This window comes from Bifidobacterium sp. LH_426, assembly GCF_056356875.1.
In genome coordinates this window covers 141,747-168,194 of the sequence record NZ_JBKEVB010000003.1, presented here as the reverse complement: position 1 = coordinate 168,194, position 26,448 = coordinate 141,747, and the positions used below count along the sequence as shown (strand labels likewise).

Below are 26,448 nucleotides of genomic sequence, written 5' to 3'. Positions count from 1 at the left end.
TCCATCCCACCGGACCGGGAACCGGACACACGTCGACGGCCATGCGACATCCCGCCGTACGGTCCACGCCAAAACGAAGGAGCTCCATGCTCAAACACGAGAAAGAACCAAACAAGCCCTCGCCGTTCCAAGCTATCATCACAGTCCCCGCCGTCGTGCTGGCCTCCCAGCTCACGGGAGCGCAGGCGTTCGAGGCATTCATCATCATGCTCATCTGCGCAACTATCGTCGAATGGATGACTCTCCGCAGCCAAACGAGGAAAACGCGCGGATAATCAGCAGAGATCGAGAAACCGTCCCATGACACATACCGGTTTCTCGGTCTCCGATGGCCCGAACTGAGACATGGCCGACCGGAGACCACAGGAACGCACCGCGCGAAAACCATGCGAACGGAGCGTAAAGCACCCGCTATCCGACTCACGTGCCCATGGGTCGGATAGCGGGTGTGCGCGCTCACACTCCGGTGGCATGATGGCACTCATGTGCACATCGCTGAACATCCTCAACGCACGCGTCCCCGGCAGCGGCGAGCGCGTGGACCTCGTCGTCCGCGACGGGAAGGTCACGGCCGTCGGCCCCGCCGTCGCGCGGCCCGACACGGACGAAACCATCGACGCGACCGGCCTGTGGGTCATCCCCGGACTGGTCGACTGCCATACGCATTTCACGCAATGGTCGAAGACGCTCGGCCGCCTCGACCTCATCGACGCGAGATCCGCCGCCGAGGCGATGGCGATGCTGCGCGCGCATCTCGACGCTCGTCGCGCGGCCGGCACGCTCGACCCGGACACCTTCGTGGTGGGCATGCGGTTCCGTCACTCGCTGTGGGCCGACGACGAACAGCCCACGCTCGCCGCGATCGACGCGGTGGCCGGTGAGCAGCCAGTGGCGTTGTCGAGCGCGGACATGCACTGCGGATGGGTGAATTCGGCGGCGGCCCGCCGGCTCGGCGTGCACGCGGACTCGAAGACCGGGCTCGTCGGCGAGCTCGAATGGTTCGACGCGTACACGAAATTCGACAAGGCACCGGGCGCAGCCGAGGAGACCGACCGGTTGCTGCGCGAGGCGGAGAAAGACGCCGCCGGCAAGGGCGTCACCGGAATCCGCGACTACGAGATGGCGGAGAACATCGACACGTGGATCGCGCGCTTCGCCGCCGGCATCGACGGACTGCGCGTGAAGGCGGGCGTCTACCCGGAACGGATGGAAGCCGCGATCCGCGCCGGCTGGCATACCGGCAAGCCGCTGCCCGGCAGCCGCGGGCTCGGCGAGGTCGGCGCGATGAAGCTCATCTCCGACGGCTCGCTCAACACGCGTTCCGCTTACTGCTCCACGCCGTATTCGGGCATCACGCCGGCCACGTACGGCACGCTCAGCTATACGCCGAGCCAGATCGCGCGCTACATGCGCCTCGCCACCGAGCACGGCTTCCGTATCGCCTGCCATGCGATCGGCGACGAGGCGAACGCGATCGTGCTCGACGCGGCGGAGCTCACGCACGCGCGCGGGTCGATCGAACACGCGCAGATGCTGCGCCGCGAGGACATCCCGCGTCTGGCCGCGCTCGGCCTCGAGGCGAGCATCCAGCCGCAGCATGCGATGGACGACCGCGATGTGATCGACCGGTTCTGGGCGAATCCGGCCGGCGTCCCGTACGCGTTCCGTTCGCTGCACACGGCGGGCACGCGGCTGCGTCTGGGCTCCGATGCGCCGGTCGCGCCGCTCGATCCGTGGATGGCGATTTCGGCGGCCGTGTTCGCGACGGAGAGTTCCGCACGCGAACCGTTCCAGCCGGAGCAGCGTCTGCCGCTGCGCGTCGCGCTCGCGGCGTCCACTGAGGTCGGTCGCGGGTATCTGCGTTCCGGCGATGACGCGGATTTCGTGCTGTTGGACGCCGATCCGTACGCGATGGAGACGCCGGAGGCGATGCGCGCGATGCGAACCCACGTCGCGATGACGTTCCTCGCCGGACGACGGACGTATTGAGGGGGTTCAGCCTTACCTCCCTCTGACGAGGGAAGTAGGCACCTGATTTCTTGGCCCCCTCTGACGAGGGGGCTGTCGAACGCAGTGAGACTGGGGGAGAGATAGCCGGAACGTAACGTCGACGGTATCTCTCCCCCACCCGGCTACGCCGGGAGCCCCCTCGTCAGAGGGGGCCGAAAGGGCCGAGGATACTTGCCGGTGACTGAACGACTCGCCTGCGGCGAGGCGGTTTCCTGCCGTCGTTTGGCTATCGCCTCTCTCCGGCCGAGTCGGTGGACAGCACACCGTGCTGTCCACTCACCTCTTCGGCCATGACCTCCATCGGCTCGTCGACGAGGACGGAGCCGGAGGGGAGAGTGCCGGGGAGCGGGTCGTCCATGTAGTGGTCGAACTCGTAGAGCATCCGGTCGTTCGGCTTCTCGGTGAGCAGCGAGAACACGACGATGCACAGCAACGAGACGAGGAACGCGGGCAGCAGCTCGTAAATCGCGAACACGCCGCCCAGCGGCTTGACGAGATTGTGCCAGATGAACACGGTGGCGGTGCCGGAGACCATGCCGGCGACGGCACCCACCTTGTTCGCGCGACGCCAGTACAGAGCGCACAGCATGAGCGGGCCGAACGAGGCGCCGAGGCCGGCCCACGCGTAGGAGACGACCTGGAAGATCGAGGAGTTCTGGTCGTAGGCGACGAGGCAGCCGAACAGGAACATGAGGACCAACGTGATGCGCGCGACGATCATCACCTGGCGGTCGGTGGCCTTCTTGTGGAACAGGCCGCGGAAGATGTTCTCGCCCATCGCGGAGGCGCCGATGATCATGTACGAGGAGCTGGAGCTCATCGACGCGGCGAAGATGCCGGAGACGACCACGCCGCACACGAAGCTCGGCAGCAGCGTCTGCGCGAGCACGATGAAGATGGTCTCCGCATCGGTGCCGGTGAGCAGGTGCGTCGGCATCATCGCACGGCCGACAAGGCCGATGCACACGGCGCTGGCGAGCGACAGCACGCACCAGGAGGTGGCGATGATACGCGACTTGCGCACCTCCTCGGCGTCGCGGATCGACAGGAAGCGCACGAGCACCTGCGGCATGCCGAAGTAGCCGAGACCCCACGCGAGCATCGAGACGATCGTGATGATGCCGTAGTCGGTCGGCGCGCCGAACACGGCCTTGCCGGCTTCGACGATCTGCTTGCCGGTCTCGGGGTCGAGCGTCGGCGAGGCGACCTGCGTGCCGGAGATGAAGCCGGGGATCGCGCGCAGGAACGCGATGGTCTCGTCGATGCCGCCGGCGGAGGCGACCGTGCCGACGAACACGACGGCGAGCGCGAAGAACATGAGCAGGCCCTGGATGAAGTCGGTCATCACGACGGACAGGTAGCCGCCGACGATCGTGTACACGAACACGACGAGCGCGCCGAGCACCATCATCAAGTGGTAGTCGAAGCCGAACAGGGCGCTGAACAGTTTGCCGACGGTCACGAAGCAGCTGCCCACGTACACGCAGAAGAAGACGAGGATGATGATCGCGGAGATCGTCGAGATGACGCCCTTCGTGTCGTGGAAACGCTTGGCGAAGAAGTCGGGGATGGTGATCGCGTCGCCGGCGACGACCGAGTAGCGGCGCAGGCGGCGGGCGACGATCTTCCAGTTGAGGTAGGTGCCGATGGCGAGGCCGAGCGCGGTCCACAGCGGGTCGGCGGCGCCGGTGAAGTAGGCGAGGCCGGGCAGGCCCATGAGCAGCCAGCCGGACATGTCGGAGGCTTCGGCGGACAGGGCGGTCAGCCACGGTCCGACGCCGCGGCCGCCCGCGAAGTACTCCTTGGAGGAGGAGTTGGACCGCTTGGAGTAGATGAATCCGATGGACAGCATGGCCGCGAAGTAGATGACCATGGCCAGCAGAATCCAGAAATCGTTCGCCACGCTAACCGCCTTATCCGAAATATCCACGACTCCGCACGCCGCGCAGACGCGTGACGCCTGCGCGCGAGGGCCGTGGGGTTTCTCTCTGGGAATTCCTAGTGCTTTCGCCGACCTTCCCCGAAAGTGCGGACAATCCCACGAATACGTCTCGCATGCTGAGCGAAAACCATAGAAAAGGCCCCCTCTGACGAGGGGGCTGAGCAAAGGAAATCAGATGTCGTAGCGCCAGGACTTGTCGGTGATGACGCGGGCCATCGCGAGGCCAATCGGCAGACAGATGATCACCATGAACGCCTTGAACGCCCAGTCGAGCGCGGTCAATGTGTCGAACGAGCCGAGGTGGAACATGGCCTGGTACATGTACAGGCCGGGCACCATGATCACGATCGACGGCACGGTCAGGCAGATGCGCGGGTAGCCGAAGTGCGGCGCGAGCCAGCCCTTGCGCACGGACGAGCGCCATGCGGTGGCAAGCAGGCCGGCGAGGAGGGCGCCGATGAACGCGCCCGCCTCGGCCGGCACGCCCATGTCGACGATCTCGAGGCGCAGCGTATCGGTGATGGCGCCGATGATCGCGGCGACGAGGCACATGCGCTGCGGCGAGTTGAACATCACGGAGAAGCCCCAGACTCCGAGGAACGCGAACACGAATCGCAGCGCGCCGTTCACCCACACGTTGAGGCCGAGCGGCTCGAATCCGGTCGGGTTGAGGTGCACGATCGAGGCGACCATCCAGCCGGCGAGCGTGGCCATCAGCACGATGCACAGGAAGTACGTGAGGCGTTGGATGCCGGACGGGAAGTCGATCTTCGCCATGTCGAGGCCGCTGGTGATGAGCGGGAATCCGGGGATGACGAACAGCATCGCGCCGATGTACGCGGTGTCGTGCTGCAGGGCGATCGGATCGAACAGGCCGATGAGGCGCAGCGTGCCGGTGCAGACGAGCGCGGCGAGCGCGACGCAGACGAACGTGACGAAGAACTGGTTGAGGTGATGCTTGAACAGGCGGCGGCGTAGCCAGTGGCCGAGTCCGGCGCCGAAGAACGCGCCGACCATGTCGTACGGGCCGCCGCCGAGCAGGAACACGAAGGACGCGCAGGCGATCGCGGAGGCGAGTCCGGCGAAGGCGGGCGAGTAGAGCGGCTTGCGGTGCTCGATCATGTCGAGGCGGTGGTGCGCCTGCCGCACGGTGATGCCGCGGCCGCCGTTGCCGTTCGCCGCGGATGCGGGATCGTCGAAGTGTTCGGCGTATTCCTTCGGCGGCTTGCGGTTCGCGGCCTTCACGGCCTTGGGACGGCGACGTTGGGCCGGTTTCTCGGTGCCGCCGGCGACGTGGTCGGGGAAGTCCGATTCCATCGCGTCCGGCGCGTCCACGCCTCGCACCTCGGCCGCATGTGCCGCCTCCTGCTCCGCTTCCTGTTCCGCTTCACGGGCCTGTTCGTCGGCGGCGCGCGCGGCGAGCGACTGGGTCATCGCGGACTGAGACCAGTCGTCCTCGTGCACGTGCAGCTGGTGGGCGCGCGGGTCGCCGGGATCGCTGTGGCGGTTGGCCTCCTCCAGCGCGTCGAGCACGGCGTCCTGACCGGGGCGGGAGGCGGCGCGTTCCTCGCGCTTCTCCTCCTTCTCCTCCTTGCGCAGCTGTTTGGAGAGGTCGGCGGAGACCTGCGAGGCGTCCTTCGCGTCGAGATGCTGCATGAGGCCCTGCGAGACCTCGGGCTGCACGTGGTACATGCTCTCCTCGCCGAGGTTCACGCTGAACCAGTCGGCGAAATGCTCGAGCAGCCAGATGCGTTCGGTGTTCACGCCGGTGCTCGGCAGGTCGATGACCTCGGTGATGCGGTCCTTGCCGTCCGTGCACGCGGCCTCGATGTCGGTGAGGTTGACGTCGGCGCGCACGTGCACGCCGAGCGGGTACGCGATGCGATGCATCATCTCGCGCACGCGGAACGATCCGGTGCCGGCCGACAGGTCGAGCAGGCCGACGCGCACGATCACGCTGGCCTTCGCGGCGATGCCCGCCTCGGCGATGGGCTTGTCCCAATCGCGTTCGATGTCCTCCATATCCAACGGGATGGAGTGGGTGTGGAAATGCTGGACGGCGATCGCGCCGTGCTCATGGCTGTTTCTGATGTCGGTATGCCCCCGGACCGGCGGCTCGCCGTCCTGATGCTGGCTCTGTTCTTGGCTCTCACTCACGGTGTCCATTACTACCGCGCAGTCTCCCCGCAATCATCGGAGACCATCTTTTTGCCCACATACCGGACATTTCGGCGTCACGATTCGACAAACGCACGCAATCCACCCACAATTTCGCGCGAAAAATGGGATTCGTAACGTAAACGGCGATTACCCGTGGCTACAATGGCGACCACAACCAAACGCTGCGCAGGGCTGTGGGCTCGCAACGGCCGATCTCAACAACCATGGAGGAGCCATGGACGATCGGCAGACCGAGCAACCCTCAACGCGGCAGAAGGAGGTCTGATGACAGATAACGATCAGCAGATCACGCCCGCCGACGCGACGATAGTCTCGACCGGCACCGGAACCAAGGGTCCCGAAGAGCGTCAGCTGCCTGAATCACTCGCCAGCGATATGGATCTGTGTCTGCGCATTCTGCGCGACGTGCTCGGCGAGTTCGATCCCGAACTGCTCGCCACTTTCGACGAAGTGCGCCAGTACGCGGTCGAGGCCAGCGCCGAACACTTCGAAGGCGTCATGGTCGATCCCGACCCGGATCACGACGGACTGAAGAAGGCCGTGGACGTCATCGACAAGATGAAGCTCCACGACGCCCAGCTGCTGGCCCGCGCGTTCGCCACCTACTTCCACCTCGCGAACCTGTGCGAGGAGGACTACCGCGTCTCCGTGCTGCACGCGCGTGAGGCCAAGGTGACCGAGGACAGCGCCGTGGACCCGATCAACGAGCTTACCGTCGCCTACCACCAGCTCATCAACGAGATGGGCCCGGCGAAGGCGAAGGAACTGCTCGACCGACTCGAGTTCCACCCGGTGTTCACCGCGCACCCGACCGAAGCCCGCCGCAAGGCCGTCGAAGGCAAGATTCGCCGCATCTCCGAACTGCTCACCGCGCACAAGACGCTCGGCGGCTCGGACAAGAAGGAGAACAGCCGCCGCCTCTACAACGAGATCGACGCGCTGTTCCGCACCTCGCCGATCGCGCTGAAGAAGCCGACCCCGGTCGAGGAGGCGGACACGATCCTCGACATCTTCGACAACACGCTGTTCCACACGATCCCGCAGGTCTACCGTCGTTTCGACGACTGGGTGCTGGGCGACAAGGCCGGACTCGTCGAGCCCGTCTGCCCCGCGTTCTTCCACCCGGGCAGCTGGATCGGCTCCGACCGCGACGGCAACCCGAACGTCACCGCCAAGGTGAGCCGCCAGGTGGCCCGCAAGTTCTCCGACCACGTGCTCGCCGCCCTCGAGGAGGCCACCCGCACCGTCGGCAAGAACCTCACGATGGAGGCCGAGACCACGCCGCCGAGCGCCGAGCTCAAGATGCTGTGGAGCCACCAGAAGGAGATGAGCGAGCGTCTCACCGACAAGGCCGCGCTGATCTCCACCAAGGAGCTGCACCGCGCCGTCATGCTGGTGATCGCCGATCGCCTGCACTACACGATCGAGCGCGACGCCGACCTCATGTACCACACGTGCGACGATTTCATCGCCGACCTGAAGACGGTCCAGAAGTCGCTGGCCGACGCGGGTGCCAAGCGCTCCGCCTACGGCCCGCTGCAGGACCTCATCTGGCAGGCCGAGACCTTCGGCTTCCACATGGTCGAGATGGAGTTCCGTCAGCACTCCGTCGTGCATTCGCGCGCCCTCGCGGACATCCGCGAGCACGGTCTGCACGGCGAGCGCGGCGACCTGCAGCCGATGACCCAGGAGGTGCTCGACACCTTCCGCGCCCTCGGCTCCATCCAGAAGCGCAACGGCACGAAGGCCGCCCGCCGCTACATCATCTCGTTCACGAAGAGCGCCCAGAACATCAAGGACGTCTACGAGCTGAACCGTCTCGCCTTCGCGCATCCGGAGGACGTGCCGACCATCGACGTGATCCCGCTGTTCGAGCAGCTCGAGGATCTCCAGAACTCGGTGGACGTGCTCGAGGACATGATCAAAATCCCCGAAGTGCAGGCTCGCCTCAAGGCCACCGGCAACAAGCTCGAGGTCATGCTCGGCTACTCCGACTCCTCGAAGGACGCCGGCCCGACCTCCGCGACGCTGGCCCTGCACTCCGCGCAGGAGCGCATCGCCAAGTGGGCGAAGTCGCACGACATCGACCTGACCCTGTTCCATGGCCGCGGCGGTGCCGTCGGTCGTGGCGGCGGCCCCGCCAACCGCGCGGTGCTCGCCCAGCCGGTCGGTTCCGTCAAGTGCCGCTTCAAGCTCACCGAACAGGGCGAGGTCATCTTCGCCCGCTACGGCAACCCGGTGCTGGCCATCCGCCACGTCGAGTCCGTCGCGGCGGCGACCCTGCTCCAGTCCGCGCCGAGCGTCGAGAAGCGCAACACGGACATGACCGTCAAGTACGCGGAGATGGCGCACGAGCTCGACGAGGCGGCGCACGAGCGCTTCCTCGACCTGCTGCACACGCCCGATTTCGCGCAGTGGTTCTCCACCGTGACGCCGCTGACCGAGATCGGCCTGCTGCCGATCGGCTCCCGCCCGGCCAAGCGCGGCCTCGGCGCGAAGTCGCTCGACGACCTGCGCACGATTCCGTGGATCTTCTCCTGGGCCCAGGCCCGCATCAACCTGGCCGCCTGGTACGGCCTCGGCACCGCGTGCGAGAAGTTCGGCGATCTGGAGACGATGCGCCAGGCCTACGAGGAATGGCCGCTGTTCTCCACGTTCATCGACAACATCGAGATGTCGCTCGCCAAGACCGACGAGCGCATCGCGAAGATGTACCTGGCGCTGGACGACCGCACCGATCTGCCGGAGAAGGTCATGCACGAGATGGAGCTCACCCGCAAGTGGGTGCTCGCCATCGTCGGCGACAAGTGGCCGCTCCAGCACCGCCACGTGCTCGGCCAGGCCATCCGAATCCGCTCCCCCTACGTGGACGCGCTGTCCGTCACCCAGGTGCTCGCGCTGCGTTCGCTGCGTAAGAAGGTGGACAAGGAAGAGCTCTCGAAGAGCCAGCAGGCCGAGTTCATCTATCTCATCCTCTGCACCGTTTCGGGCGTCGCCGCCGGCCTGCAGAACACGGGCTGACGTTTCGGGTCGTGTGTGGCGCGGCCTGCGCCGCGCCACACACGCTGGAGAAGCCCGGTGGGCTTCTCCAGCCCGAAACGTAGCGGGGTGTTCGCGCTCATGCGCTTCGCGCGCGCGAACACCCCGCAATACAGCAAGCCTCCGCGACCGAGCGGAGGCTTTCCTTTTCCCGCCGCCGCGGCGAAGCCGCGAATCGGCACAGTCTCGCCGTAGGCGAGTCCATTCTCTCGCCCAGCCCTTCCAGCCTCCACCTCGATTCCTCGATTCCTCCGTATCGCCGTCACGAGGGGTACATTCCACCGTTCCCGTATGCGTATCCGCGTTGCAAGGGGTACCCAATCCCGCATATCCCGGGTATGTACGGCCCGATATCAACCTCCATACCCGGAAATCACCAGTTCAACCACCCCTCGTAAGCCAGATGGATATCCGAGCCCCGACACGGCCACCCCGCGAAAGCGTGTGAACAATCTCACGCAGACAGCCGCCGCCCTTCCGCGAGCCACGGCATGAATCCCCGTTATAGTGCTCTTTGTCGGCGTCGACAGGGGGCAAGAACGCCGGCGAAACACACATCGGGGATGTTCGGTTGATTATCGGGTATCCGCGATGCGCATGATGCGGAATCATCGTGCACGCCATACGACCTATGGCATGCGGATCCCGCATCATCGCACGATCAGCGTGCACAATCGTTTCGCATGACCGTTCCACACGGAACGGCTCGGCGACCAATCTCCCTCTGCGCATGCCGGCAGGCCATCGTATCCCGCTACGAAAGGAATCCCGCGCATGGCAAGGCTCACCGCGAATCGTTGGACCAGCGCAATCGCGCCCGCGCTGCTCATCCACATCCCGATCGGCACCGTCTACTGCTGGAGCGTGTTCAAGCAGCTGATTGCCGACCAGATGCACGTCGCCCCCGCTTCCGTGGAATGGGCGTTCTCGCTCGCCATCTTCTTCCTCGGCATGTCCGCCGCGTTCGCCGGGCCGATGGTGGAGAAAGACATCCGCAAGTCGGCGCTCGTCTCGATGATTTGCTTCGTGGCCGGATTCGCCGGTACGGGCGTGAGCATCGCGTTGGGCTTCCTGCCGGGCGTGTTCATCTGTTACGGCGCGATCATGGGCGTGGGACTCGGCGTCGGCTATCTGACGCCGGTCAAGAACCTGATGCTCTGGTTCGCGGACAACAAGGGCCTCGCCACGGGCATCGCGGTCGCCGGATTCGGCCTCGCCAAGGCGATCGGCAGCCCGCTGATGGAGGTCCTGATCGGCACGGTCGGCCTGGTGCCCATGTTCTACGTACTGGCCGCGGTCTACGCGGTGATGATGTTCATCGGATTCCTGCTCATCCGCCGTCCGGCCGGCTGGACGTACGATCCGGTCACCTCGCATGTCAGCCGCGTCTCGATTCTCAGGAAGCCCGTGTTCTGGGGCATCTGGATCGCGTTCTACCTCAACATCACCTGCGGTCTGGCGCTCATCAGCCAGGAGAAGGACATCCTGCACGACGTACTGGCCGCGCTCCCCCGGTACTCCTCGCTGAGTCCGAGCGCGTTCGCCGCGGCATCCGCGGGCGTCATCGGTCTGGTACTGGCCGTCGACTCCGTGTTCAATACGGTCGGCCGCATCGGCTTCTCCACGCTCTCCGACCACCTGAAGCGCCGCGAAAGCGTGTATCAGGTGCTCTTCGTCATGTCTATCGCCGTCTGTCTGCTGCAGATCGTCCTGAACAGCATCGATGACGCCCTGCTGTGGGCCGTGCTCGCCATGCTGTTCCTCGTCAACGCGGGTTACGGCGGCGGATTCTCCACGCTGCCGGTGCTGCTCGACCAGCATTTCGGTACGAAGACCGTTTCCACCACGCACGGACTCACCCTGAGCGCGTGGGCTTTCGCCGGCCTGTCCGGCAACCAGCTGGCCTCGTTCGTGGTGACGCACGCGCCGGATCAGGCGCATCGCTACGCCGCGCTGATTCCGGTGCTCACCGCGCTGTACGCGGTGGCGCTGGTGAGCGTCGCCCTGATCAAGGCCTCCGGCAAGCGCGCGGCCGTCCGTGACGCGGCCCCGTCGCCGGCGCCCACCCCCGCAATCGGCAAGGCCGCCTGACCCACCATCGCTCCCCACCATCCTCACACCCCACACCTCACACCCACCATCACTCCCATGGTGCGGTAAACCCCTCATGGTGCGGTCACGCAAAACGGCGTTATTCCGCCAATCCGCGAAATCGCGTTACCGCACCATGGGAGTTGGGGTGGGTGGGGTTAGGAGTGGGAAGGTTGGGGGATGGGAGCGTCAGGCACCTAGCAGGTCGAGCATCTGGGCGATGTTCTTCTTGCCGAACTCGACCTTCTGTTCGCCGCCCTTGTCGATGACGATGCAGGGCACGCTCATCGCGCCGTACTGGTCGCGCAGCTCCGGGAAGTGCGAGACGTCGTAGGCCTCGGCGCGCACGTTCGGGTTGAGTGAGGCGATGCGCTGCGAGGCGAGCACCGTCTCCGGGCACATCGTGCAGGTGAGCGACACGAGAATCATCACGTCGGTCGGTGCATCAATCGCCGCGGCCCGCGCACGCAAGTCGTCGTCGAGCGGCTGGCCGGGGCCCGCCGCGTTGTACAGGCCCAGCACGAACGAGTTGAACTCGTGGCCGGACGGCACGCCATGGAAGGCGAGACCAGTGAAGATGAGGCGGGCCCCGTCACCATCGCCATCCCCGGAACCGTCACCGGCCACGCAGATGCGCACGGCCGGACGGGCGACCGGCATCACGCCGGCCGGATCGAATTCGGCGCGACCGGAATCGTCGAGCGTGCCATACACCGGCAGCACGGCACCGTCACCAGCACCATCGGCACCACCATCGGCACCGGAACCCCCCGCCGAGGCGACGATCTCCAACGGCTCGCCGACGACCAGACCGGTCGGCGCCGACGCGCCATCCACCGCCGTGATCACCCCGGACGCATCCACGGCCACCGAATTCAGCTTGCCGCCGGACAGCGCGACCATCTCGCCGATGAATCCCTGCAATTCCGCGGAAAGCGGGGTGTCGTCGAGTTCCAACGCGAGCGTGACCGGGCGCGCCATGCGACCGAACACGACGCCGAGCTGCTGCTTGATCGCGGCGGAGAACAGCTCGCCCGGCTTGCGCTGCGACGCGGCCTTCGCGGCGGCCGCGTCGGCGCTGCGCTTGACGGGCGCGGGCGCGGGCGACGTGCCGGCGGCACCGACACCCGACGCGGCCGACGTCGCGGCCTGCGCCTCCGCCTTCTCGTAGGCGGAGGCGGTCGGCCGCGGCGGGACGAGGCCGGTTCGCTCGCTCACCGACTTCGCGTACCGTTCCAGCTCGACGGCCGCGATCGCGCCGTCGGCGGTCGCGGTGACCACCTGACGCAGGTTCTTCACGCGCAGATCGCCGGCCGCGTACACGCCCGGCACGGACGTTTCGAGATAATCGTGCGTGACGACGTAGCCGTGATCGTCGAGCTCGACGACTCCCTTCACCAGATTGGTGGCAGGCACGTAGCCGGCGAACACGAACACGCCGAACGTGCCGCCGTCGGCCGGCTTCCACGTTTCGGTCTCGCCGGAGTCGCGATCGGCGATCGTCGCCTCGCGCAAGCCGCCCTGACCGGCGGTGACGCCCTTGAGTTCGACGCCGTAGCGCACGTCAATCTTCGGATTGTTCTTCGCTTCGGCGGCGACCGACGCGTCGCAGGTGAAATCGTCCTCGCGCACGAGCACGGTGACCTTGCTCGCGTACTTGGTGAGGAAGACGGATTCCTCGGCCGCGGCGAATCCGCCGCCGACCACGAGCACCTCCTTGCCGGTGAAGAACTCGCCGTCGCAGGTGGCGCAGTAGGCGACGCCGCGGCCCGCGTACTCGCGCTCGCCCTCGAAGCCGAGCTTGCGCGGGGAGGCGCCGGTGGCGATGAGGATGCCGAAGGTCTTGAGGTCGCCGCGCGTGGTGTGCACGGTCTTGACGTCGCCCTCGACGTCGAGGCCGGTCGCTTCGGCGGAGAGGAATTCGGCACCGAAATCCTTGGCTTGGCTCTTCATGGTCTGGGTAAGCGCGCGGCCGGTCGTGCGGCCCACGCCCGGGTAGTTCACGACCTCGTTGGTGATGGTGATCTGGCCGCCGAAATCGTCCTTCTCGAGCACGAGCACGCGGTAGCGGGCGCGGGCGAGGTACAGGCCGGCGGTGAGGCCGGCGGGACCGCCGCCGATGACGACGACGTCGTAGAGGTCGTCGGTGTTCTGGGTGGCGTTCTGGGTGGATTGTTGCGTCATGAAAGCTCCTTGCGTACGTTCGCCCCCGCCGGCGGGGGCTCCCGCAAAGCGGGTGAGGTGGATGGGGATGAATAGCAACAAGCCCCCTCTGACGAGGGGGCTCCCGGCGCAGCCGGGTGGGGGAGGGAAAACGCGGATGTTGCGTTCCGCTCGCGCTCTCCCCCAGTCAGCTTCGCTGACAGCTCCCTCACAGAGGGGGCCACTGCGAGTCGCCTATCGTCTAGGCGATACGGATCACAGCTGGCCGACGAGGTCGAGGCTCGGCTCGATGGTCTCCTCGCCCGGGGTCCAGTTGGCCGGGCAGACCTGGTCGCCGTGCTCGTAGACGAACTGGGAGGCCTGAACGCGGCGCAGCAGCTCGTCGGCGTTGCGGCCGACGTTGGAGGAGGTGACCTCGTAGGCCACGACCTTGCCCTCCGGGTTCACGATGAAGTCGCCGCGCTCGGCCATGCCGTCGGCCTCGTTGTAGGTGTCGAGGTCGCGGGCGAGCAGGGCGGTCGGGTCGGCGAGCATCGGGTACTGGATCTTCGCGATCTTCTCGCTGGCGTCATGCCACGCCTTGTGCACGAAGTGGGTGTCGCAGGACACGGAGTAGATCTCGCAGCCGATCTTCTTGAACTCGTCGTACTTGTTGGCGAGATCCTCGAGCTCGGTCGGGCACACGAAGGTGAAGTCGGCCGGGTAGAAGAAGAACACGGACCAGTGGCCGAGCACGTCGTCCTTGGTCACCTCCTTGAACTCGCCGTTCTGGAAGGCCTGGACCTTGAAGTCGGTGATTTCATGCTGCAGAAGAGTCATCGTCGTTCCTTTCCGGACCCGCGTGGGATTCGCGCGGCGTCCCGCGATCTGTGCAACCTCGTCCATCGTATCCCGGAACCCCCGCCCCCGATCCCGCGGCTCGCGCAGAGCGATGTATGAACAACATCACACCGGGAATGGGATTGGGGGCCAAGCGGCGAGGACGGTCTTGGCACGAACCGGACGCGAACCTGCACGGTTCCGACCGCAACCTGCACGGTTCGGCATGGAAACTACATGATTCATGTATCTACTTGCACGGTTCCGACCCGAACCTGCATGATTCCACCTGCAACCTGTGGGCATACCCCGGCAAGAACCCCCGTCTCCGGGCTCCCGCATCCGCCGAAAACCTTGATTTTCCAACACATGCCATTCCAAAGCGCGGCGGCTCTTCAGACCCACACCATGCAGGTTCGCGTCTGCTTCCTACAGGTTCACCCCGCGACCATGCAGGTTCACCTCTCAACCGTGCAGGTTCCTCCCTTCTTCTCTCCAATCCCTCCCAACCGCGCATAAGCCTTTCGGCCCGCGCACCTTCTACACTGGATTCCGGTGGATCGTGGCCGCGATCCGCAACGCATACTCCGAGGAGCCCGCATGTCCGAAGCGTTCAGCGAACCGACCGAACCGACCGAACCGTTCGAATCCCATGACACCCCCGAGGCGAAGGCGAACGCCGCGTGGAGCCGCCTGCTGCAGGGCAACCGCCGCTTCGCCGAGGGCGCGGCCGAGCACCCGTGGCAGGACCGCGAGACCCGCGAACGCCTGCTCGACGGCCAGCATCCGGACGCGGCCGTGCTCTCCTGCTCCGATTCGCGCGTGCCTCCGGAGATCATCTTCGATCAGGGTCTCGGCGACCTGTTCGACATCCGCACGGCCGGCGAGGTACTCGACGACGCGGTCATCGCCTCGCTCGAATACGCGGTGGAGCATCTAGGCGTGAGCCTCATCGTCGTACTTGGTCATGAGGGCTGCGGCGCGGTGAAGGCGGCCGTGGACGGCGTCGCCGAACTCGCGAATCGTTTCGACGATTGCGGCTGCTTCGACGTGCCGGAGGGCGCGGCCCGCGACGAGGCGCACGCCGATCATCTGGAGGCGATGCTCGCCGCGCAGGATTCGCCGATCGTGCGCGAGGTGGGCGCGTCGGTCGCGCAGGCGATGGACGCCGATCTCGAGGACGCCGCCGATTTCGAACGCGCGCACGTGGCCCGCACGATCGAGCTGCTGGCCGACGGCAGCGAAGTGACCCGTCTCGCGCTGGCCGAGGGACGTCTGATGATCGCCGGCGCCCGCTACGTGATGCACGACGGCCTGGTCGAGGTGCTGTCGTTCTGAGCTCCGCTCCCGCCGGGCGCCCGCCGAAGCGCCCTACGCCGCCCGCCAATCCCCGCACGGAGCATACGGAAGGAGACCACCATGACCGTGCCGCAGCGCGTGCTCGACACCATGCATTCGCCGGGCATCTACTTCTGCGATGACGACGAGATGGACGCCGCGCAGAAGGAGCAGCTCGACCTGCTCTACGACTTCAACGCCACGCGCCCGAAGGATCCGAAGCGCCGCGAGATCGCCGAGCGGCTGTTCGGGTCGATCGGCGAAGGCGTGTACCTGGAGCCGCCCGTGCACGCCAACTGGGGCATCAGCACGCATTTCGGCGATCACGTGTATGCGAACTTCAACCTGACGCTCGTCGATGACGGCGAGATCTTCATCGGCGACCACACGATGATCGGCCCGAACGTGACGCTCGTGACCACCGGTCACCCGATTCGCCCGGACCTGCGCGAACGCGTCGCCCAGTTCTCCGAGCCGATCCATATCGGCCGCAACGTGTGGATCGGCGCGAACGTGACGGTGCTGCCGGGCGTGACGATCGGCGACAATGCGGTGATCGGCGCGTGCAGCCTCGTCACGAAGGACGTGCCGGCGAACAGCGTCGCGGTGGGGACGCCGGCGCGCGTCATCCGCGAGATCGGCGAACACGACCGCGAATACTACTGGCGCGACCGCCGCATCCCGGACGACATCTGAGGACGCTCCGGGCCGGCTACGTTGCCGTCCCAGCAGCATTTCATCGAATGTTCATGCGGGCGGACGAGTGACGGCCCGCCGCGGACGTATCGTTGAAGTGGGAACACCGGAAACGCTACGACGACGGGCGAAGGCAGGTACAGTGAACGGTTCACGCGACGGGGCGCAGGTCCCCTTCGACGACGGCATCGGATTCGGCACAGAGGACGACACAAGCGCTGGAGCAAACGCCGATATGCGTGTCAAGACCTCAGACAGTGAGCCGTCCGAGGCATCCGACTCAGGTGACTCAGACGACGAATCATCCATGTTCAAGCGCCCGAAGTCGCTCCTGGTCACCGACACCGATTCCCTGCCCATGCGCGTGCTGAAAGGCGCGGGGTACGTCGTTCTCATGATCCTCGAGGGGATTCTCACCCTCTTCGGAGTTTGTCTGTATTATCTGGCGCTGCTCGCGGTCATCCTCTCCTTCATGCTGCCGTTTCTAATCTCCGACACCAACGGCAGCTACGACGCGAACGCAATCTACACCCGCCTGATCGTCGGAGTGCTGTACATACCGGCCGGAGCCATCATCGCGGCGCTGACGGTCCGATGGTATCGCCGGAACAAATTCCTCAAGGCCATGATCGCCGCGCTGATCGCCGTCGCAGCGTTCGGCTACGGCCTGGTCTGTACAGGTTCATATGCGACCGCGCTGGCCGAAGGGCCGAAGACGATGGCGGTGGAACGCCCGACGGTGACGCGCGAAACGAAATCGGACGACGACGGCGACTACCAGGTGTGCGCGATGACGTTCACGCCGGCGCTGACGTTCGATGCCGGATCGTGCGAGGACGACGGCAGCATCAGCGCGAACAACCGCATCGCGCGTGACCTGCTGGGCATCCACTCCGACCACATGCTGCTCCACTACTACGACACTGTCACCGGCCCCATCTACGTGGGGCTCGAGGACGACCCGCGGTATTCGTGAGCGCCCGGCAAACGCCACCAGCCGCCGCCGGGCCGCTGCCGAACCGCCCCCGGACCGCCTCCCGGACCGCCGCGATTTGACGTGCCGGCCCCTTAGAGTGGGGGGCATGTCACTTGGTCTGAACATCCTGCTGATTTTCGTCTTCCTGCTGCTGGGTTCGATCTTCTCCGGCACCGAACTGGCGCTGGTGAGCCTGCGCGGCTCCCAGGTCGACCAGATGGAGCAGGAGGACGCCCGCGGCGCCCGCGTGGCCAAGATCGCCCGCGACCCGAACACGTTCCTGTCCACCGTGCAGATCGGCGTGACCCTGTGCGGCTTTCTGTCCGCGTCGTTCGGCGAATCGTCGATCTCCCCGTACATCACGCCGGTCGTGGAGGGTTGGGGCGTGCCCGCGCACATCGCCGCACCGCTGACCACGATCAGCCTCACGCTCATCATCTCCTACTGCTCGATCGTGATCTCGGAGATGGTGCCGAAGCGCATCGCCATGCAGCGCACGGAGGAGATCGCACGCGCCGTAGTGCCCGCGATCGACATCTTCGCGAAGGTGTGCAGCCCGATCATCTGGCTCATCGGCAAGAACACGAACGGTCTGGTGCGCCTGCTCGGCTTCGACCCGAACGAGACCGAATCCGAGGTGAGCGACGACGAGCTGCGCGTGCTCGTCAATTCGAACACGAACCTGAGCAAGGACGAACGCACGATCCTCGACGACGTGTTCGACGCGTCGGAGACGATCGTCGCCGAGGTGATGCGCCCGCGCGCCGACGTCGTGTTCATCGACGGCGCGATGCCGATCGGGGACGCCGCCGCGTATGTGCGTGAGATGCCGTATTCGCGATACCCGGTCACCGGCAAGGATTTCGACGACGTGCTCGGTTTCGTGCACGTGCGCGACCTGCTCGACGTGCGCGATCCGAAGGCGACGACCGTGGCCGATGTGACGCGCGAGGGCATCTCGCTGCCGGGCACGTCGAAGCTGCTGCCGAGCCTCGAGCTGCTGCGCAAGCGCGGCATCCATCTGGCCGTCGTCATCGACGAGTACGGCGGCACGGACGGTATCGTCACGCTCGAGGACATGACCGAGGAGCTTGTCGGCGACATCCGCGACGAATACGATCTGCCCGACGAGCCGGGCGGCGCGCGACGCAACCGTCGCGACGCGTTCGTCAACGGCGTGGCGACGATCGAGGGCGGCATGACGCTCGAGGATTTCGAGGATCTGACCGGCATCGAACTGGAGGACGGACCATACGAGACCGTGGCCGGCTACTTCCTCGCACACACCGGCAAGATGGGCGAGGTGGGCGACGTGCTGCACGCCGACGGCTACAACATGGTCGTCACCAAGATCGACGGACGCCGCATCGACACGATCGAGGTGAGAAAGGCCGGCGCGCCGGACCACGCCGAGACGCCGGGGCCTGCGCAGCCGAAGTGAAACCGTCCATCCGTTGAATGGTAGACTTGGGGGACGGGTTCCTTACGGGAGATTCCCACAAGGAACGTCCCTCATCAGGAAAGGAAGGACACCCACCATGACACTCGCATTCATCGTCCCGGGTCTTGACGAAGCGACCTCGGAGAAGGCCATCGCCATTCTGCAGAACCGTCTCAGCCAGGAGCAGGAGGCGGCGCTCGTCCTCAAGCACGCGCATTGGAACGTAACCGGCCCGAACTTCATCGCCGTGCACGAGATGCTCGACCCGCAGGTCGAGGTCGTGCTCGCGCAGGCGGACGAGACCGCCGAGCGCATCGCCACGCTGGGCGGCACTCCGGACGGCCGCGCCGACGCGATCACGCGCAACCGCACGTGGAAGCCGTTCGACGTCGAGGGCCGCGCCGGCACCGAGGAGTATCTCAAGGCGCTCATCGAGTACTACGACGCGTTCATCGCCGACGACCGCAAGGCCATCGCCGAACTGGACGACCTCGACCTCGTGAGCTCCAACATCATCCAGGACCACGTGCAGGAGCTTGAGAAGTTCCAGTGGTTCCTTAGAAGCCACCTTTATCGTTGAAATTTCAACGGTTTAGTTACTGACTTGCAGTAGCGACTCTATTTAGCGACTCTATTCTACCATGAACGGGGTCGCTTTTTCTTTCGCTGAAAATCGGTGTCGCTTATTTACGCTGGTGTATCAGTTCATATAATCGAGCGTTCGGATAGAAATCACAAAAACTGGGCTTTCTGACCAATTACTCACATTGGTTGGTTTTCTGCTCTTAAAATTGAAATTAGAACCACCACACTATTTTGTTCGCACGACTGGGTTTGAGCTTGCGAAAACAGGCGTAAGAACAAAATGACCGTTTTTGGGGGTTCGGGGGAATCCTATGGCCGAATAGGAATACCCCCCGTTCAAGCTGGTTTACCAGCGCTCTTTTATAGCCGTAAGGCGTTCTCTGTTACCTTCGACAAAAGTTTGATAGATATATAGTGATATGAGAAATACTCATACATTGGAATATACTTTCAATGGATATCTATTACTTTTACATTCGGATTGCCCGGGGCTTGGAAACCTCGGGTTTTCTATTGTTTTTTGATGAAAAATGTGATTTACATCACACTTTTTTATTGCATGAATAATTGCACTTGGTTATTATCTGGCTTTTTAAGCGTATTTATCACATTTTTTAGTCATAACTGACATCGTTTTACGCAAAATACGAGTTTGATAGATATAAGATAACATTGAAAACAACAAAAAGAAAAGTGAAGAAAAATAGTAATGAATGATAACTTGCTTTTCAATGTTTATATCAGAAAGGTTCTGATGAATTAGATTAAACATATAGGAGATTTTTAAAATGACTCAATTCAATATGGTTCCTGCCGGTAACATTTTCGTTGTAAGCGTTGCTACTATCAAGGCCGCTGATTTACAACCAGTTAAAGCTTATAAAGATAATAAGCGCACTGATGAAGATGTTCTGGTTAATGGTAAAAAAGTTTATCGTGTGAATGGTGTTAGCTTCCTGCAGGATGATGATGTTGTTGATTTTGTTTCACTTCGTGTTTTCCAACCAGTTGATGTGATTGGTTTGAAGAAATACGCTCTTGTGAATCCTGTTTTTACACCCTATGTAAGAGATAACAAAATCGCTTGGAGTGTTACCGCCGATTCACTGGTTGAGGTTAAGTAACTATGACGGCTTCTGAATGGTTGCAGGTTCTTATCAAGTTCAGAAGTTGTCGAGAATTGCATGATGCGCATTCGGGTCGTTATAACCCATTCGCTTTGAATGATTTTGATAGGTGGGTTTCTGACCGCGTAAGAGAACATGGCGGTGACCCGGATGCTTTTGATGCAGTAGGCAATGTTAAAGATTGGGATTCGTATACAAAAGGAGTTTGATTATGGGTCAGCCTCGTAAAAGAAAAATGACCGTCTGGGTTACTGATGATGATTATAAGTATTGGGAGAATATAGCATGGGAAAATCACAGTCCAATGAGCCTGTTTGTGAACGACCAATTAGTGATGGTTCGCAGAAAAATAGAACAAGAAAAGGCTCGTATGAGTCAAAATCAAAACCATCCTATGAGCAATCAAAAGAAGCAGCCGACTTTGCAGCCTCGCTTCGGAAGAGATGGGAATCATGGGGGTTTGAATAATGACATGTAAGAAAATAATTTGTCTCTTCTTGTCACTGGTTATGGGCGTCGTGTTATGCGGCGCTCATGCCGGTACGGCACTTGCTTCTGATACTGGTGGTTATGTTGGTCGTGGTGTAACCAAAAACTATAAGATAACGCCGTTTATTGCTTGGCCGGAAGGTGTAATGCCAACCTTTTCTAATAGTTACTATTGGTGTTTTTACATTCTTGATAAAGAAACTGGTAAGCCTTTAACAGATTTGAAAAACAAGCCGTTGGATATCTACCATGAATCAACCAATGTTGAACATGATAGAGCTTATATAAATATTCAGTTTGTGAATGTCAATGATAATCTTCCTGGTGTGGTTCAAACTGAACCATCAACAGGTAAAGTCTGTTTGAAACTTGGACCGAATGATGGTAACGGATTCGCCGGTTTCTGGATAAAAGTCTATGTGCATGAAGATAAATATAGTTTCTATACCAATTGGCTTGATAGTAATCTTCATAAACTTTGGTGCAATTTTGCTTCTGGTTGTTTGTTTGATGATAGTGTTTTTGGTTCAAAATCGGATAATTACATAATCAACAAGTCAACCACTGCGCAAGGTGTTCCTGATGTGTTTCTATTCCAACATAATCCGGCTTATCAGTATGACCCTGATAAAGATGAATGGATTAATTCTGATGAAAATAAGTCATTGAATAGTTTTGCTATTACTGGTTCAAAAGATTTGTTGATAGCTGGTGGTGCTTTCGCCGTGTTCTGTTTATCAGTTGGTTTCTTAATTCCTACTGGTTCTGATGATAAAAAGAGGAGAAAAGATGTTTAATGTTAGTGTTGTATTTTCAATAGTGTTATCTGCTATTATTGGATGGCAGGTTTCACAAAAAGTTTTTCTGGTTGGTTTAAGTGGTTCTGCCAGTAAGCTTTCAAAAGAGAAAATCAGTTCATCTGCTGTGATGAATCTGATTACCACAATCTGGAATTGCTTCATGATTATTTATATCTGGATTGAATTGGGCTTCTTTACACTCACTGCAATCTTGTATGTGTTACTAATCATTGTTGCTTTTCTGATTGGTTTGAACCATAAACAGGTTTCAATGCTGATGAAGAAGAATAAAGGTGGTGATGATGATGAAGAAGTATCTGACAGTAAATGAGGTTTCAAAACTGATTGATGTGAAGGATTCAACCGTTCGTAAATGGTGCCGTGCTGGTGACTTTCAGCGTGTGAATGTTACCTGTAAGAAGGTTATGAATCAATGGATGATTGAATCTTCTTCGTTACTGAACTGGTTCAATGGATTGTGAACGGTTCTTCTCATGGGCTGCGGTTCATAGTGGCCGTGGCTTTTCTTCTGCTGCTGCGCTGTTTAGATTAGTATCCTCGTAGGGGCTCAGAATCGCTTTCTGCCGCCTTTCTGATGCCAGCCTGGCTTGGACAGCCTGCCAGCAAGAAACAGCGGCTATGGGGCGGTTTCTGCGCTTCCTGCGGTGGTGGCTTTCCATGAACAGCGCGGCCGCGTGGTTTGCTTTCTGCTGCTGTGTTACTGCTGCTTGTGAGTGGTATGTGACCAAAGTCCCGTAGTCATGTGGCGCTTGCGGCGCATGACGAGGTTTCGCAAGAAACCTCTTGATTCCAATAGGGACTTTGGTAAATGGTAAATGAGCATTGTTTTTTAGGCTTTTAAAGCTTGAAACTACTTTCTACCATTTGAAAATGAAATGGTAAAAATTTGAATAACTTTGGTAAAAAATCATCGACTTTGGTAAAAATTAGGAGTTTTTTATGGTAGATATCAAGAAAATCAATAAGCAATCAAGAAACTTTTTCTTTACTTGTGATGCATTGGAAGATAAAAGTATTGGTTTACCAACTTTATCAGCTGATGCAATTATTGATGTTTTGAAATCACAAGATTGTATTGAAAAGTTTGTATTCCAACTTGAACGAGGTAAACAATCAACTGATAAGAATGAGAATGGTTTCTTGCATTATCAGGGTTGTTTCTTTCTTAATCGTGACAGTCCTCGTCGTATCAAGGATGTGAATAAGTGGTTTAGTGATAAAGGTATTGCAATTGCTATTCAGATTGTTAAGAAATCTGAAATACAAGCTGCTCGTTATTGTTCAAAACTTGATACAAGACAAGCTGGACCATGGTGGTCATCCGATGATTTTAAGAATGAAATGAGTGCTAAACCAACTGCTTCACAACAAGGTGTTAGAAATGACCTTGCAATGTTAAAAGAAGCTCTTGATGATGGTATGACTCCTGATGAAATTGTTCTTGATGATACATTATCCTTGTTGATGAATACCACTGGTTCTGCTTTTGTTGATAGATATTTCAACGCTTTAATGAAGAAGAAATCGTTAGAAAACAGAAATGTAGTTGTGAACTATATGTATGGTAATTCTGATGTTGGTAAATCCTACTATGTCCAGCATGTGTTACATGAACCACAAGAGGTGTTTAAGACTCGTCTTACAAAAGCACATCCGTTTGATTCTTATAACAATCAGCCTGTTTTGCTACTTGAAGAGTTTCGTTCAGAAGTCAAGGATGTTGGTGACTTATATGACATGCTCGACCATTATCAGTTTGAAATGGAATCCCGTTACCGTAACAAGTTCGCCTTATGGGATGAAGTGTGGATTACCACGAATTGGTCACTGAATGAGCAATATAGAAATCTCAAAACTTACAATGAAAGAGAACCGTTTTACCGTCGTATTTCAAATGTGTATCTGAAAACTGGTAAATATCAGTCACCTTTCAGAATTGGTTCTGGTCGTGATGTTCTGAAAAACGAGTTCTATCACACACCATTAAATGAACTATCTGATGATATGTTTGTTGATGATTTACTCGATGTTGATTACCCGTTACCCGATGAAATTATTTCTGCATGATGGGAATAAAACGGTTACATGCTCCGTTGAGTGTAGTGAAAGGAAAAAACAACTATGGTAAGAAAATTGAGTAGAAAGATTATACATTATGAACAAGAAAATTATTGCTCTTGATAGTAGAGAAGAGATTGAACATATTCTGTGGAATACTCTTAAAGAATACGATTTTGAAGGCGATGAAGCTTATTCCATTGTTAGAAAATATGCTTACTGGTTTACTGGTAATGATGCAATGACTGAAAAACAGTATAAGTATTGGAAGTTCAGATTCATTCAAGAACTTGAAGACAACATTCATCCTGATACGGCTGATTTTGTTAAAGAGAACATCCACGCTCGTTTCATGGAGGTTGCCGCATGAGTTATATTGATGTTGTTGATGAAGTCTCAGATTATCTTCTTGATTCACCTCTTTATGATGAAAATCTGATTGATGGTAACTTTTCAGTTGAGCAATTCAATGAACAAGGCATTGATGATTATTCGACTCGTCGTTTAGAGGATTTGATATCCTTTTTAGATGGAACAATAACTGATGTTATCAGGGTTCTTGATGCGTATAATCGTGCTGCTGGTAACAGTGATACAACAATAAAAGATATGCTTGCTTTATTGGATTACTATCATAATAAGAACTTTCAGCATGATATTAAGTAAGTGAGCGTTTATTCGTTCACTTATTGGTTTAAATCGTTTCTTCTCATTGGGTAAGAGTTTTTAAGCTCTTACCCTTTTTGTGTTACTCCCAGCTTACAGGTAACGAATTGGCTTTCTGCACTGGTTGTTTTGCAAATTGCCACGGGTCTTCACTGTAAGTTTTTGCCAGTGTTTCTGCTGCCTCTCTTACATCTTCTTGATATGCGTGTGTATACCATTCAGTCATCTCTTTATCAAGATGTCCTAAAATCTGCTGCGCCGTTGTGAGTGGCACTTTATTTCTTGCCATAATCGACGCTGCTATATGCCTGTTGTAGTGTGGTCGCCATGTGAGTTTCTTGATTTCTTCTTCTGTTCTACCTTCGGATTTCAGATAATCGTGTAGTATCAATTTCCAACGGTCAAAATGCCAGTGATAAGTGATGATTGAGCCATCTTCGTGTAAGAACATACAGTTACTGATTTCTCTACCATCGTCGGTTTTCAGTGGTTCTTTCTGCTTTCTGGCTTTCGTCATCTCTTCTGTTAATGCTTCAAGATACAGTTGTGGTAACGGTATTTCTCTTTCATGCTTGTTTTTAGTGTTCATTGCAATGTAGTATGAACCACCTTTTTCTTTCTTCTGCTGCTGCCTGATTGTGAGCGTTTTTTCAGTAAAACTGAAACAATCCCATGTCAATCCAACTAACTCACTGCCTCGTAGTCCTAACCCCATTAACAGGATTCTTGTGTAATCGTCGTGGTATTTGTTTGACGGGTCTTTCAGTTCATCAAGAATGTTCTGAAAAGTGCTGGTTCTCCAATCAAGTTGTTCATTGTCAAGATGTCTTACTGCTGGTCGTATTGTTGGTAAATCAACATACTCGCATGGATTACGGTTTAAGAACTTCATTTTTACCGCGTAGTTCAGCATGGTATTCAGCTGTTTCAGCGTGTGAGCTGTTGCGGTTTTTCCAATATCTCTAGCTGACATGGAATCCATCACTGCTGTTATGTCAGTATCAGATAATCTGCGTAACGCTTTTTTACCAATAATTGGCATGACATGGTTACTCAGATTCATCCTGTATTGTCTGCGGACCACTTCACTTAATGTGGTTCTGTTCTTTAACCAGCGTTCCATGAACTGTTCCACGGTCGGATTACTGGCCGTGCCCAGGGTTGTTCTTCTTGGCTTGGGCTTCTCATTGTCAGGTAAAGCTAACTTACTGATTAGCTTCTGTTTCTTAACCAGCGCTTCGGTTTCAGTGAGTCCGTAGGTTCTGTGTTTCTTCTTATCCTCGCCCCACCATGCTGCACACCATTCGACGCGGTTGTTGTGCATGGTTTGATACAGGCTTCCGTCACCCTTGGCTCGACGCTGTTTCTTGCTACTCATACCACCATTATAGCGACTCTATGTAGCGACTCTATGAAGTTTCGTAGAAACCTCAGAATTGGCTCTATTCTGCCATTTCTCAGGGGTTATTAGAAGTTCCAGTGGTTCATGCGCAGCCACCTCGCGTGAGAACACGCACCTAGCCCGAGGCGCAGTCACTTCGCGTGAGGGCGCACAGCCCCGAGCGGCGGAAAACACAGAGATGAGACACACCCCTTACTCCAATGTTTCCGCCGCTCATTCATTCCCAGCGCCGGTTCGCAGCGTCCCGTTCCCAGCGCCGTCCCATTACTAGAGTCCCGTTTCCGACGCCGTCCCATTACTAGAGTCCCGTTCGCAGCGCCCCGTTTCCAGCACTCGTCCCCAGCGCTCCGTTCGCAGCGCTCCGTTGCCTGCCCCGGCGCCTGTTCCCAGCGTCCCGTTGTCCCAGCCCGGTTCCCAAAGTCCCGTTCCCAGTGCCTGTTGCCGGTTCCCGGCGCTGGTTACCGGTTCCCAGCGTCCCGTTGTCCGGAAATGACCCCATTGCTCCCGACAAAACGCCGCTAAGCAGATGTCAGCGTCCCATAGCCGGGAACACGGCCCTTTGCTCCCGACAGCGGGACGCTGAGCAAACGTCAACGTCCCGTAG

General features: G+C 59.0%; 23 protein-coding genes. 18 read left to right on the top strand and 5 right to left on the bottom strand.

Annotated elements, in window-relative coordinates; all coding sequences use genetic code 11:
* Nucleotides 1-86: 86 nt before the first annotated feature.
* Both AC1AYD_RS04555 and AC1AYD_RS04550 read left to right on the top strand, forming a co-directional pair.
* Entirely contained in the window at nucleotides 87-275 is a 189-nt protein-coding gene (locus AC1AYD_RS04555) for a hypothetical protein (RefSeq protein WP_476544750.1), read from the top strand.
* 196 nt (nucleotides 276-471) lie between these two features.
* On the top strand, nucleotides 472-1,989 hold the full coding sequence (locus AC1AYD_RS04550) for an amidohydrolase (RefSeq protein ID WP_476544749.1): 1,518 nt from the start codon (nucleotides 472-474) through the stop codon (nucleotides 1,987-1,989).
* A gap of 247 nt (nucleotides 1,990-2,236) precedes the next feature.
* Here AC1AYD_RS04550 and AC1AYD_RS04545 read toward each other — a convergent pair whose 3' ends face one another.
* Both AC1AYD_RS04545 and AC1AYD_RS04540 read right to left on the bottom strand, forming a co-directional pair.
* On the bottom strand, nucleotides 2,237-3,913 hold the full coding sequence (locus tag AC1AYD_RS04545) for a sodium/proline symporter (protein WP_476544748.1): 1,677 nt from the start codon (nucleotides 3,911-3,913) through the stop codon (nucleotides 2,237-2,239).
* A gap of 210 nt (nucleotides 3,914-4,123) precedes the next feature.
* Nucleotides 4,124-5,974 (bottom strand): threonine/serine exporter family protein, encoded by a 1,851-nt coding sequence (locus AC1AYD_RS04540; protein WP_476544787.1) that lies wholly within the window; start codon nucleotides 5,972-5,974, stop codon nucleotides 4,124-4,126.
* Nucleotides 5,975-6,397: 423 nt separating this feature from the next.
* On the opposite strand from AC1AYD_RS04540, the gene AC1AYD_RS04535 reads away from it, so the two are divergent.
* Nucleotides 6,398-9,154, top strand: coding sequence for a phosphoenolpyruvate carboxylase (locus tag AC1AYD_RS04535; RefSeq protein ID WP_476544747.1), 2,757 nt, complete (start codon nucleotides 6,398-6,400; stop codon nucleotides 9,152-9,154).
* Nucleotides 9,155-9,946: 792 nt separating this feature from the next.
* Complete coding sequence (locus AC1AYD_RS04530; protein ID WP_476544746.1) at nucleotides 9,947-11,263, top strand: OFA family MFS transporter; 1,317 nt, start codon at nucleotides 9,947-9,949, stop codon at nucleotides 11,261-11,263.
* 189 nt (nucleotides 11,264-11,452) lie between these two features.
* Here AC1AYD_RS04530 and AC1AYD_RS04525 read toward each other — a convergent pair whose 3' ends face one another.
* Both AC1AYD_RS04525 and ahpC read right to left on the bottom strand, forming a co-directional pair.
* Nucleotides 11,453-13,447, bottom strand: a complete 1,995-nt coding sequence (locus tag AC1AYD_RS04525; protein ID WP_476502229.1) for an FAD-dependent oxidoreductase — start codon at nucleotides 13,445-13,447, stop codon at nucleotides 11,453-11,455.
* A 234-nt stretch (nucleotides 13,448-13,681) separates the two neighbouring features.
* Nucleotides 13,682-14,245: an alkyl hydroperoxide reductase subunit C gene (ahpC, locus tag AC1AYD_RS04520; RefSeq protein WP_034525582.1), complete on the bottom strand. Its 564-nt coding sequence runs from the start codon at nucleotides 14,243-14,245 to the stop codon at nucleotides 13,682-13,684.
* 600 nt (nucleotides 14,246-14,845) lie between these two features.
* Between ahpC and AC1AYD_RS04515 the strand changes: the two genes are divergently transcribed.
* From AC1AYD_RS04515 to AC1AYD_RS04450, 14 genes are all read left to right on the top strand, one after another.
* Complete coding sequence (locus tag AC1AYD_RS04515) at nucleotides 14,846-15,583, top strand: carbonic anhydrase (protein WP_476502228.1); 738 nt, start codon at nucleotides 14,846-14,848, stop codon at nucleotides 15,581-15,583.
* Nucleotides 15,584-15,664: 81 nt separating this feature from the next.
* Nucleotides 15,665-16,279 carry a sugar O-acetyltransferase gene (locus AC1AYD_RS04510; protein WP_476502227.1) on the top strand — a complete coding sequence of 205 codons (615 nt, stop codon included), beginning with the start codon at nucleotides 15,665-15,667 and terminating at the stop codon, nucleotides 16,277-16,279.
* 307 nt (nucleotides 16,280-16,586) lie between these two features.
* Nucleotides 16,587-17,255 carry a hypothetical protein gene (locus AC1AYD_RS04505; RefSeq protein ID WP_476502226.1) on the top strand — a complete coding sequence of 223 codons (669 nt, stop codon included), beginning with the start codon at nucleotides 16,587-16,589 and terminating at the stop codon, nucleotides 17,253-17,255.
* A gap of 106 nt (nucleotides 17,256-17,361) precedes the next feature.
* The gene (locus AC1AYD_RS04500; protein WP_476544745.1) at nucleotides 17,362-18,696 is read left to right on the top strand and encodes a hemolysin family protein; all 1,335 of its coding nucleotides are present in this window, start codon (nucleotides 17,362-17,364) and stop codon (nucleotides 18,694-18,696) included.
* Nucleotides 18,697-18,793: 97 nt separating this feature from the next.
* On the top strand, nucleotides 18,794-19,276 hold the full coding sequence (locus AC1AYD_RS04495; protein WP_476544744.1) for a Dps family protein: 483 nt from the start codon (nucleotides 18,794-18,796) through the stop codon (nucleotides 19,274-19,276).
* A 793-nt stretch (nucleotides 19,277-20,069) separates the two neighbouring features.
* Nucleotides 20,070-20,405: a hypothetical protein gene (locus AC1AYD_RS04490; protein ID WP_476544743.1), complete on the top strand. Its 336-nt coding sequence runs from the start codon at nucleotides 20,070-20,072 to the stop codon at nucleotides 20,403-20,405.
* Nucleotides 20,406-20,407: 2 nt separating this feature from the next.
* The gene (locus AC1AYD_RS04485; RefSeq protein ID WP_476526239.1) at nucleotides 20,408-20,617 is read left to right on the top strand and encodes a hypothetical protein; all 210 of its coding nucleotides are present in this window, start codon (nucleotides 20,408-20,410) and stop codon (nucleotides 20,615-20,617) included.
* Nucleotides 20,618-20,619: 2 nt separating this feature from the next.
* Complete coding sequence (locus AC1AYD_RS04480; RefSeq protein WP_476526237.1) at nucleotides 20,620-20,886, top strand: hypothetical protein; 267 nt, start codon at nucleotides 20,620-20,622, stop codon at nucleotides 20,884-20,886.
* 19 nt (nucleotides 20,887-20,905) lie between these two features.
* On the top strand, nucleotides 20,906-21,694 hold the full coding sequence (locus tag AC1AYD_RS04475; RefSeq protein WP_476544742.1) for a hypothetical protein: 789 nt from the start codon (nucleotides 20,906-20,908) through the stop codon (nucleotides 21,692-21,694).
* Nucleotides 21,687-22,028, top strand: coding sequence for a hypothetical protein (locus tag AC1AYD_RS04470; protein WP_476544741.1), 342 nt, complete (start codon nucleotides 21,687-21,689; stop codon nucleotides 22,026-22,028). Before AC1AYD_RS04475 ends, AC1AYD_RS04470 begins: the two co-directional genes overlap by 8 nt.
* The gene (locus tag AC1AYD_RS04465; RefSeq protein ID WP_476544740.1) at nucleotides 21,997-22,179 is read left to right on the top strand and encodes a helix-turn-helix domain-containing protein; all 183 of its coding nucleotides are present in this window, start codon (nucleotides 21,997-21,999) and stop codon (nucleotides 22,177-22,179) included. The genes AC1AYD_RS04470 and AC1AYD_RS04465 overlap by 32 nt, the downstream gene beginning before the upstream one ends.
* Before the next feature lie 478 nt (nucleotides 22,180-22,657).
* Nucleotides 22,658-23,785 carry a hypothetical protein gene (locus AC1AYD_RS04460; protein ID WP_476526230.1) on the top strand — a complete coding sequence of 376 codons (1,128 nt, stop codon included), beginning with the start codon at nucleotides 22,658-22,660 and terminating at the stop codon, nucleotides 23,783-23,785.
* Between the two features lie 88 nt (nucleotides 23,786-23,873).
* Nucleotides 23,874-24,146 carry a hypothetical protein gene (locus AC1AYD_RS04455; RefSeq protein WP_476526228.1) on the top strand — a complete coding sequence of 91 codons (273 nt, stop codon included), beginning with the start codon at nucleotides 23,874-23,876 and terminating at the stop codon, nucleotides 24,144-24,146.
* The gene (locus AC1AYD_RS04450) at nucleotides 24,143-24,442 is read left to right on the top strand and encodes a hypothetical protein (protein WP_476544739.1); all 300 of its coding nucleotides are present in this window, start codon (nucleotides 24,143-24,145) and stop codon (nucleotides 24,440-24,442) included. Before AC1AYD_RS04455 ends, AC1AYD_RS04450 begins: the two co-directional genes overlap by 4 nt.
* Nucleotides 24,443-24,524: 82 nt before the next feature.
* Here the strand turns inward: AC1AYD_RS04450 and AC1AYD_RS04445 are convergent, their stop codons facing one another.
* Complete coding sequence (locus AC1AYD_RS04445) at nucleotides 24,525-25,820, bottom strand: tyrosine-type recombinase/integrase (protein ID WP_476526226.1); 1,296 nt, start codon at nucleotides 25,818-25,820, stop codon at nucleotides 24,525-24,527.
* Nucleotides 25,821-26,448: the final 628 nt, after the last annotated feature.

What these genes read in the sequence shown, in the direction of transcription:
- AC1AYD_RS04555 (WP_476544750.1), top strand. Translation starts at nt 87, where the DNA reads ATGCTCAAACACGAGAAAGAACCAAACAAGCCCTCGCCGTTCCAAGCT.
- ahpC (WP_034525582.1), bottom strand. Translation starts at nt 14,245, where the DNA reads ATGACTCTTCTGCAGCATGAAATCACCGACTTCAAGGTCCAGGCCTTC.
- AC1AYD_RS04490 (WP_476544743.1), top strand. Translation starts at nt 20,070, where the DNA reads ATGACTCAATTCAATATGGTTCCTGCCGGTAACATTTTCGTTGTAAGC.
- AC1AYD_RS04485 (WP_476526239.1), top strand. Translation starts at nt 20,408, where the DNA reads ATGACGGCTTCTGAATGGTTGCAGGTTCTTATCAAGTTCAGAAGTTGT.
- AC1AYD_RS04505 (WP_476502226.1), top strand. Translation starts at nt 16,587, where the DNA reads ATGTTCAAGCGCCCGAAGTCGCTCCTGGTCACCGACACCGATTCCCTG.
- AC1AYD_RS04500 (WP_476544745.1), top strand. Translation starts at nt 17,362, where the DNA reads ATGTCACTTGGTCTGAACATCCTGCTGATTTTCGTCTTCCTGCTGCTG.
- AC1AYD_RS04445 (WP_476526226.1), bottom strand. Translation starts at nt 25,820, where the DNA reads ATGAGTAGCAAGAAACAGCGTCGAGCCAAGGGTGACGGAAGCCTGTAT.
- AC1AYD_RS04450 (WP_476544739.1), top strand. Translation starts at nt 24,143, where the DNA reads ATGAGTTATATTGATGTTGTTGATGAAGTCTCAGATTATCTTCTTGAT.
- AC1AYD_RS04550 (WP_476544749.1), top strand. Translation starts at nt 472, where the DNA reads ATGATGGCACTCATGTGCACATCGCTGAACATCCTCAACGCACGCGTC.
- AC1AYD_RS04455 (WP_476526228.1), top strand. Translation starts at nt 23,874, where the DNA reads ATGAACAAGAAAATTATTGCTCTTGATAGTAGAGAAGAGATTGAACAT.
- AC1AYD_RS04460 (WP_476526230.1), top strand. Translation starts at nt 22,658, where the DNA reads ATGGTAGATATCAAGAAAATCAATAAGCAATCAAGAAACTTTTTCTTT.
- AC1AYD_RS04540 (WP_476544787.1), bottom strand. Translation starts at nt 5,974, where the DNA reads ATGGAGGACATCGAACGCGATTGGGACAAGCCCATCGCCGAGGCGGGC.
- AC1AYD_RS04480 (WP_476526237.1), top strand. Translation starts at nt 20,620, where the DNA reads ATGGGTCAGCCTCGTAAAAGAAAAATGACCGTCTGGGTTACTGATGAT.
- AC1AYD_RS04510 (WP_476502227.1), top strand. Translation starts at nt 15,665, where the DNA reads ATGACCGTGCCGCAGCGCGTGCTCGACACCATGCATTCGCCGGGCATC.
- AC1AYD_RS04470 (WP_476544741.1), top strand. Translation starts at nt 21,687, where the DNA reads ATGTTTAATGTTAGTGTTGTATTTTCAATAGTGTTATCTGCTATTATT.
- AC1AYD_RS04535 (WP_476544747.1), top strand. Translation starts at nt 6,398, where the DNA reads ATGACAGATAACGATCAGCAGATCACGCCCGCCGACGCGACGATAGTC.
- AC1AYD_RS04515 (WP_476502228.1), top strand. Translation starts at nt 14,846, where the DNA reads ATGTCCGAAGCGTTCAGCGAACCGACCGAACCGACCGAACCGTTCGAA.
- AC1AYD_RS04530 (WP_476544746.1), top strand. Translation starts at nt 9,947, where the DNA reads ATGGCAAGGCTCACCGCGAATCGTTGGACCAGCGCAATCGCGCCCGCG.
- AC1AYD_RS04465 (WP_476544740.1), top strand. Translation starts at nt 21,997, where the DNA reads ATGATGATGAAGAAGTATCTGACAGTAAATGAGGTTTCAAAACTGATT.
- AC1AYD_RS04495 (WP_476544744.1), top strand. Translation starts at nt 18,794, where the DNA reads ATGACACTCGCATTCATCGTCCCGGGTCTTGACGAAGCGACCTCGGAG.
- AC1AYD_RS04525 (WP_476502229.1), bottom strand. Translation starts at nt 13,447, where the DNA reads ATGACGCAACAATCCACCCAGAACGCCACCCAGAACACCGACGACCTC.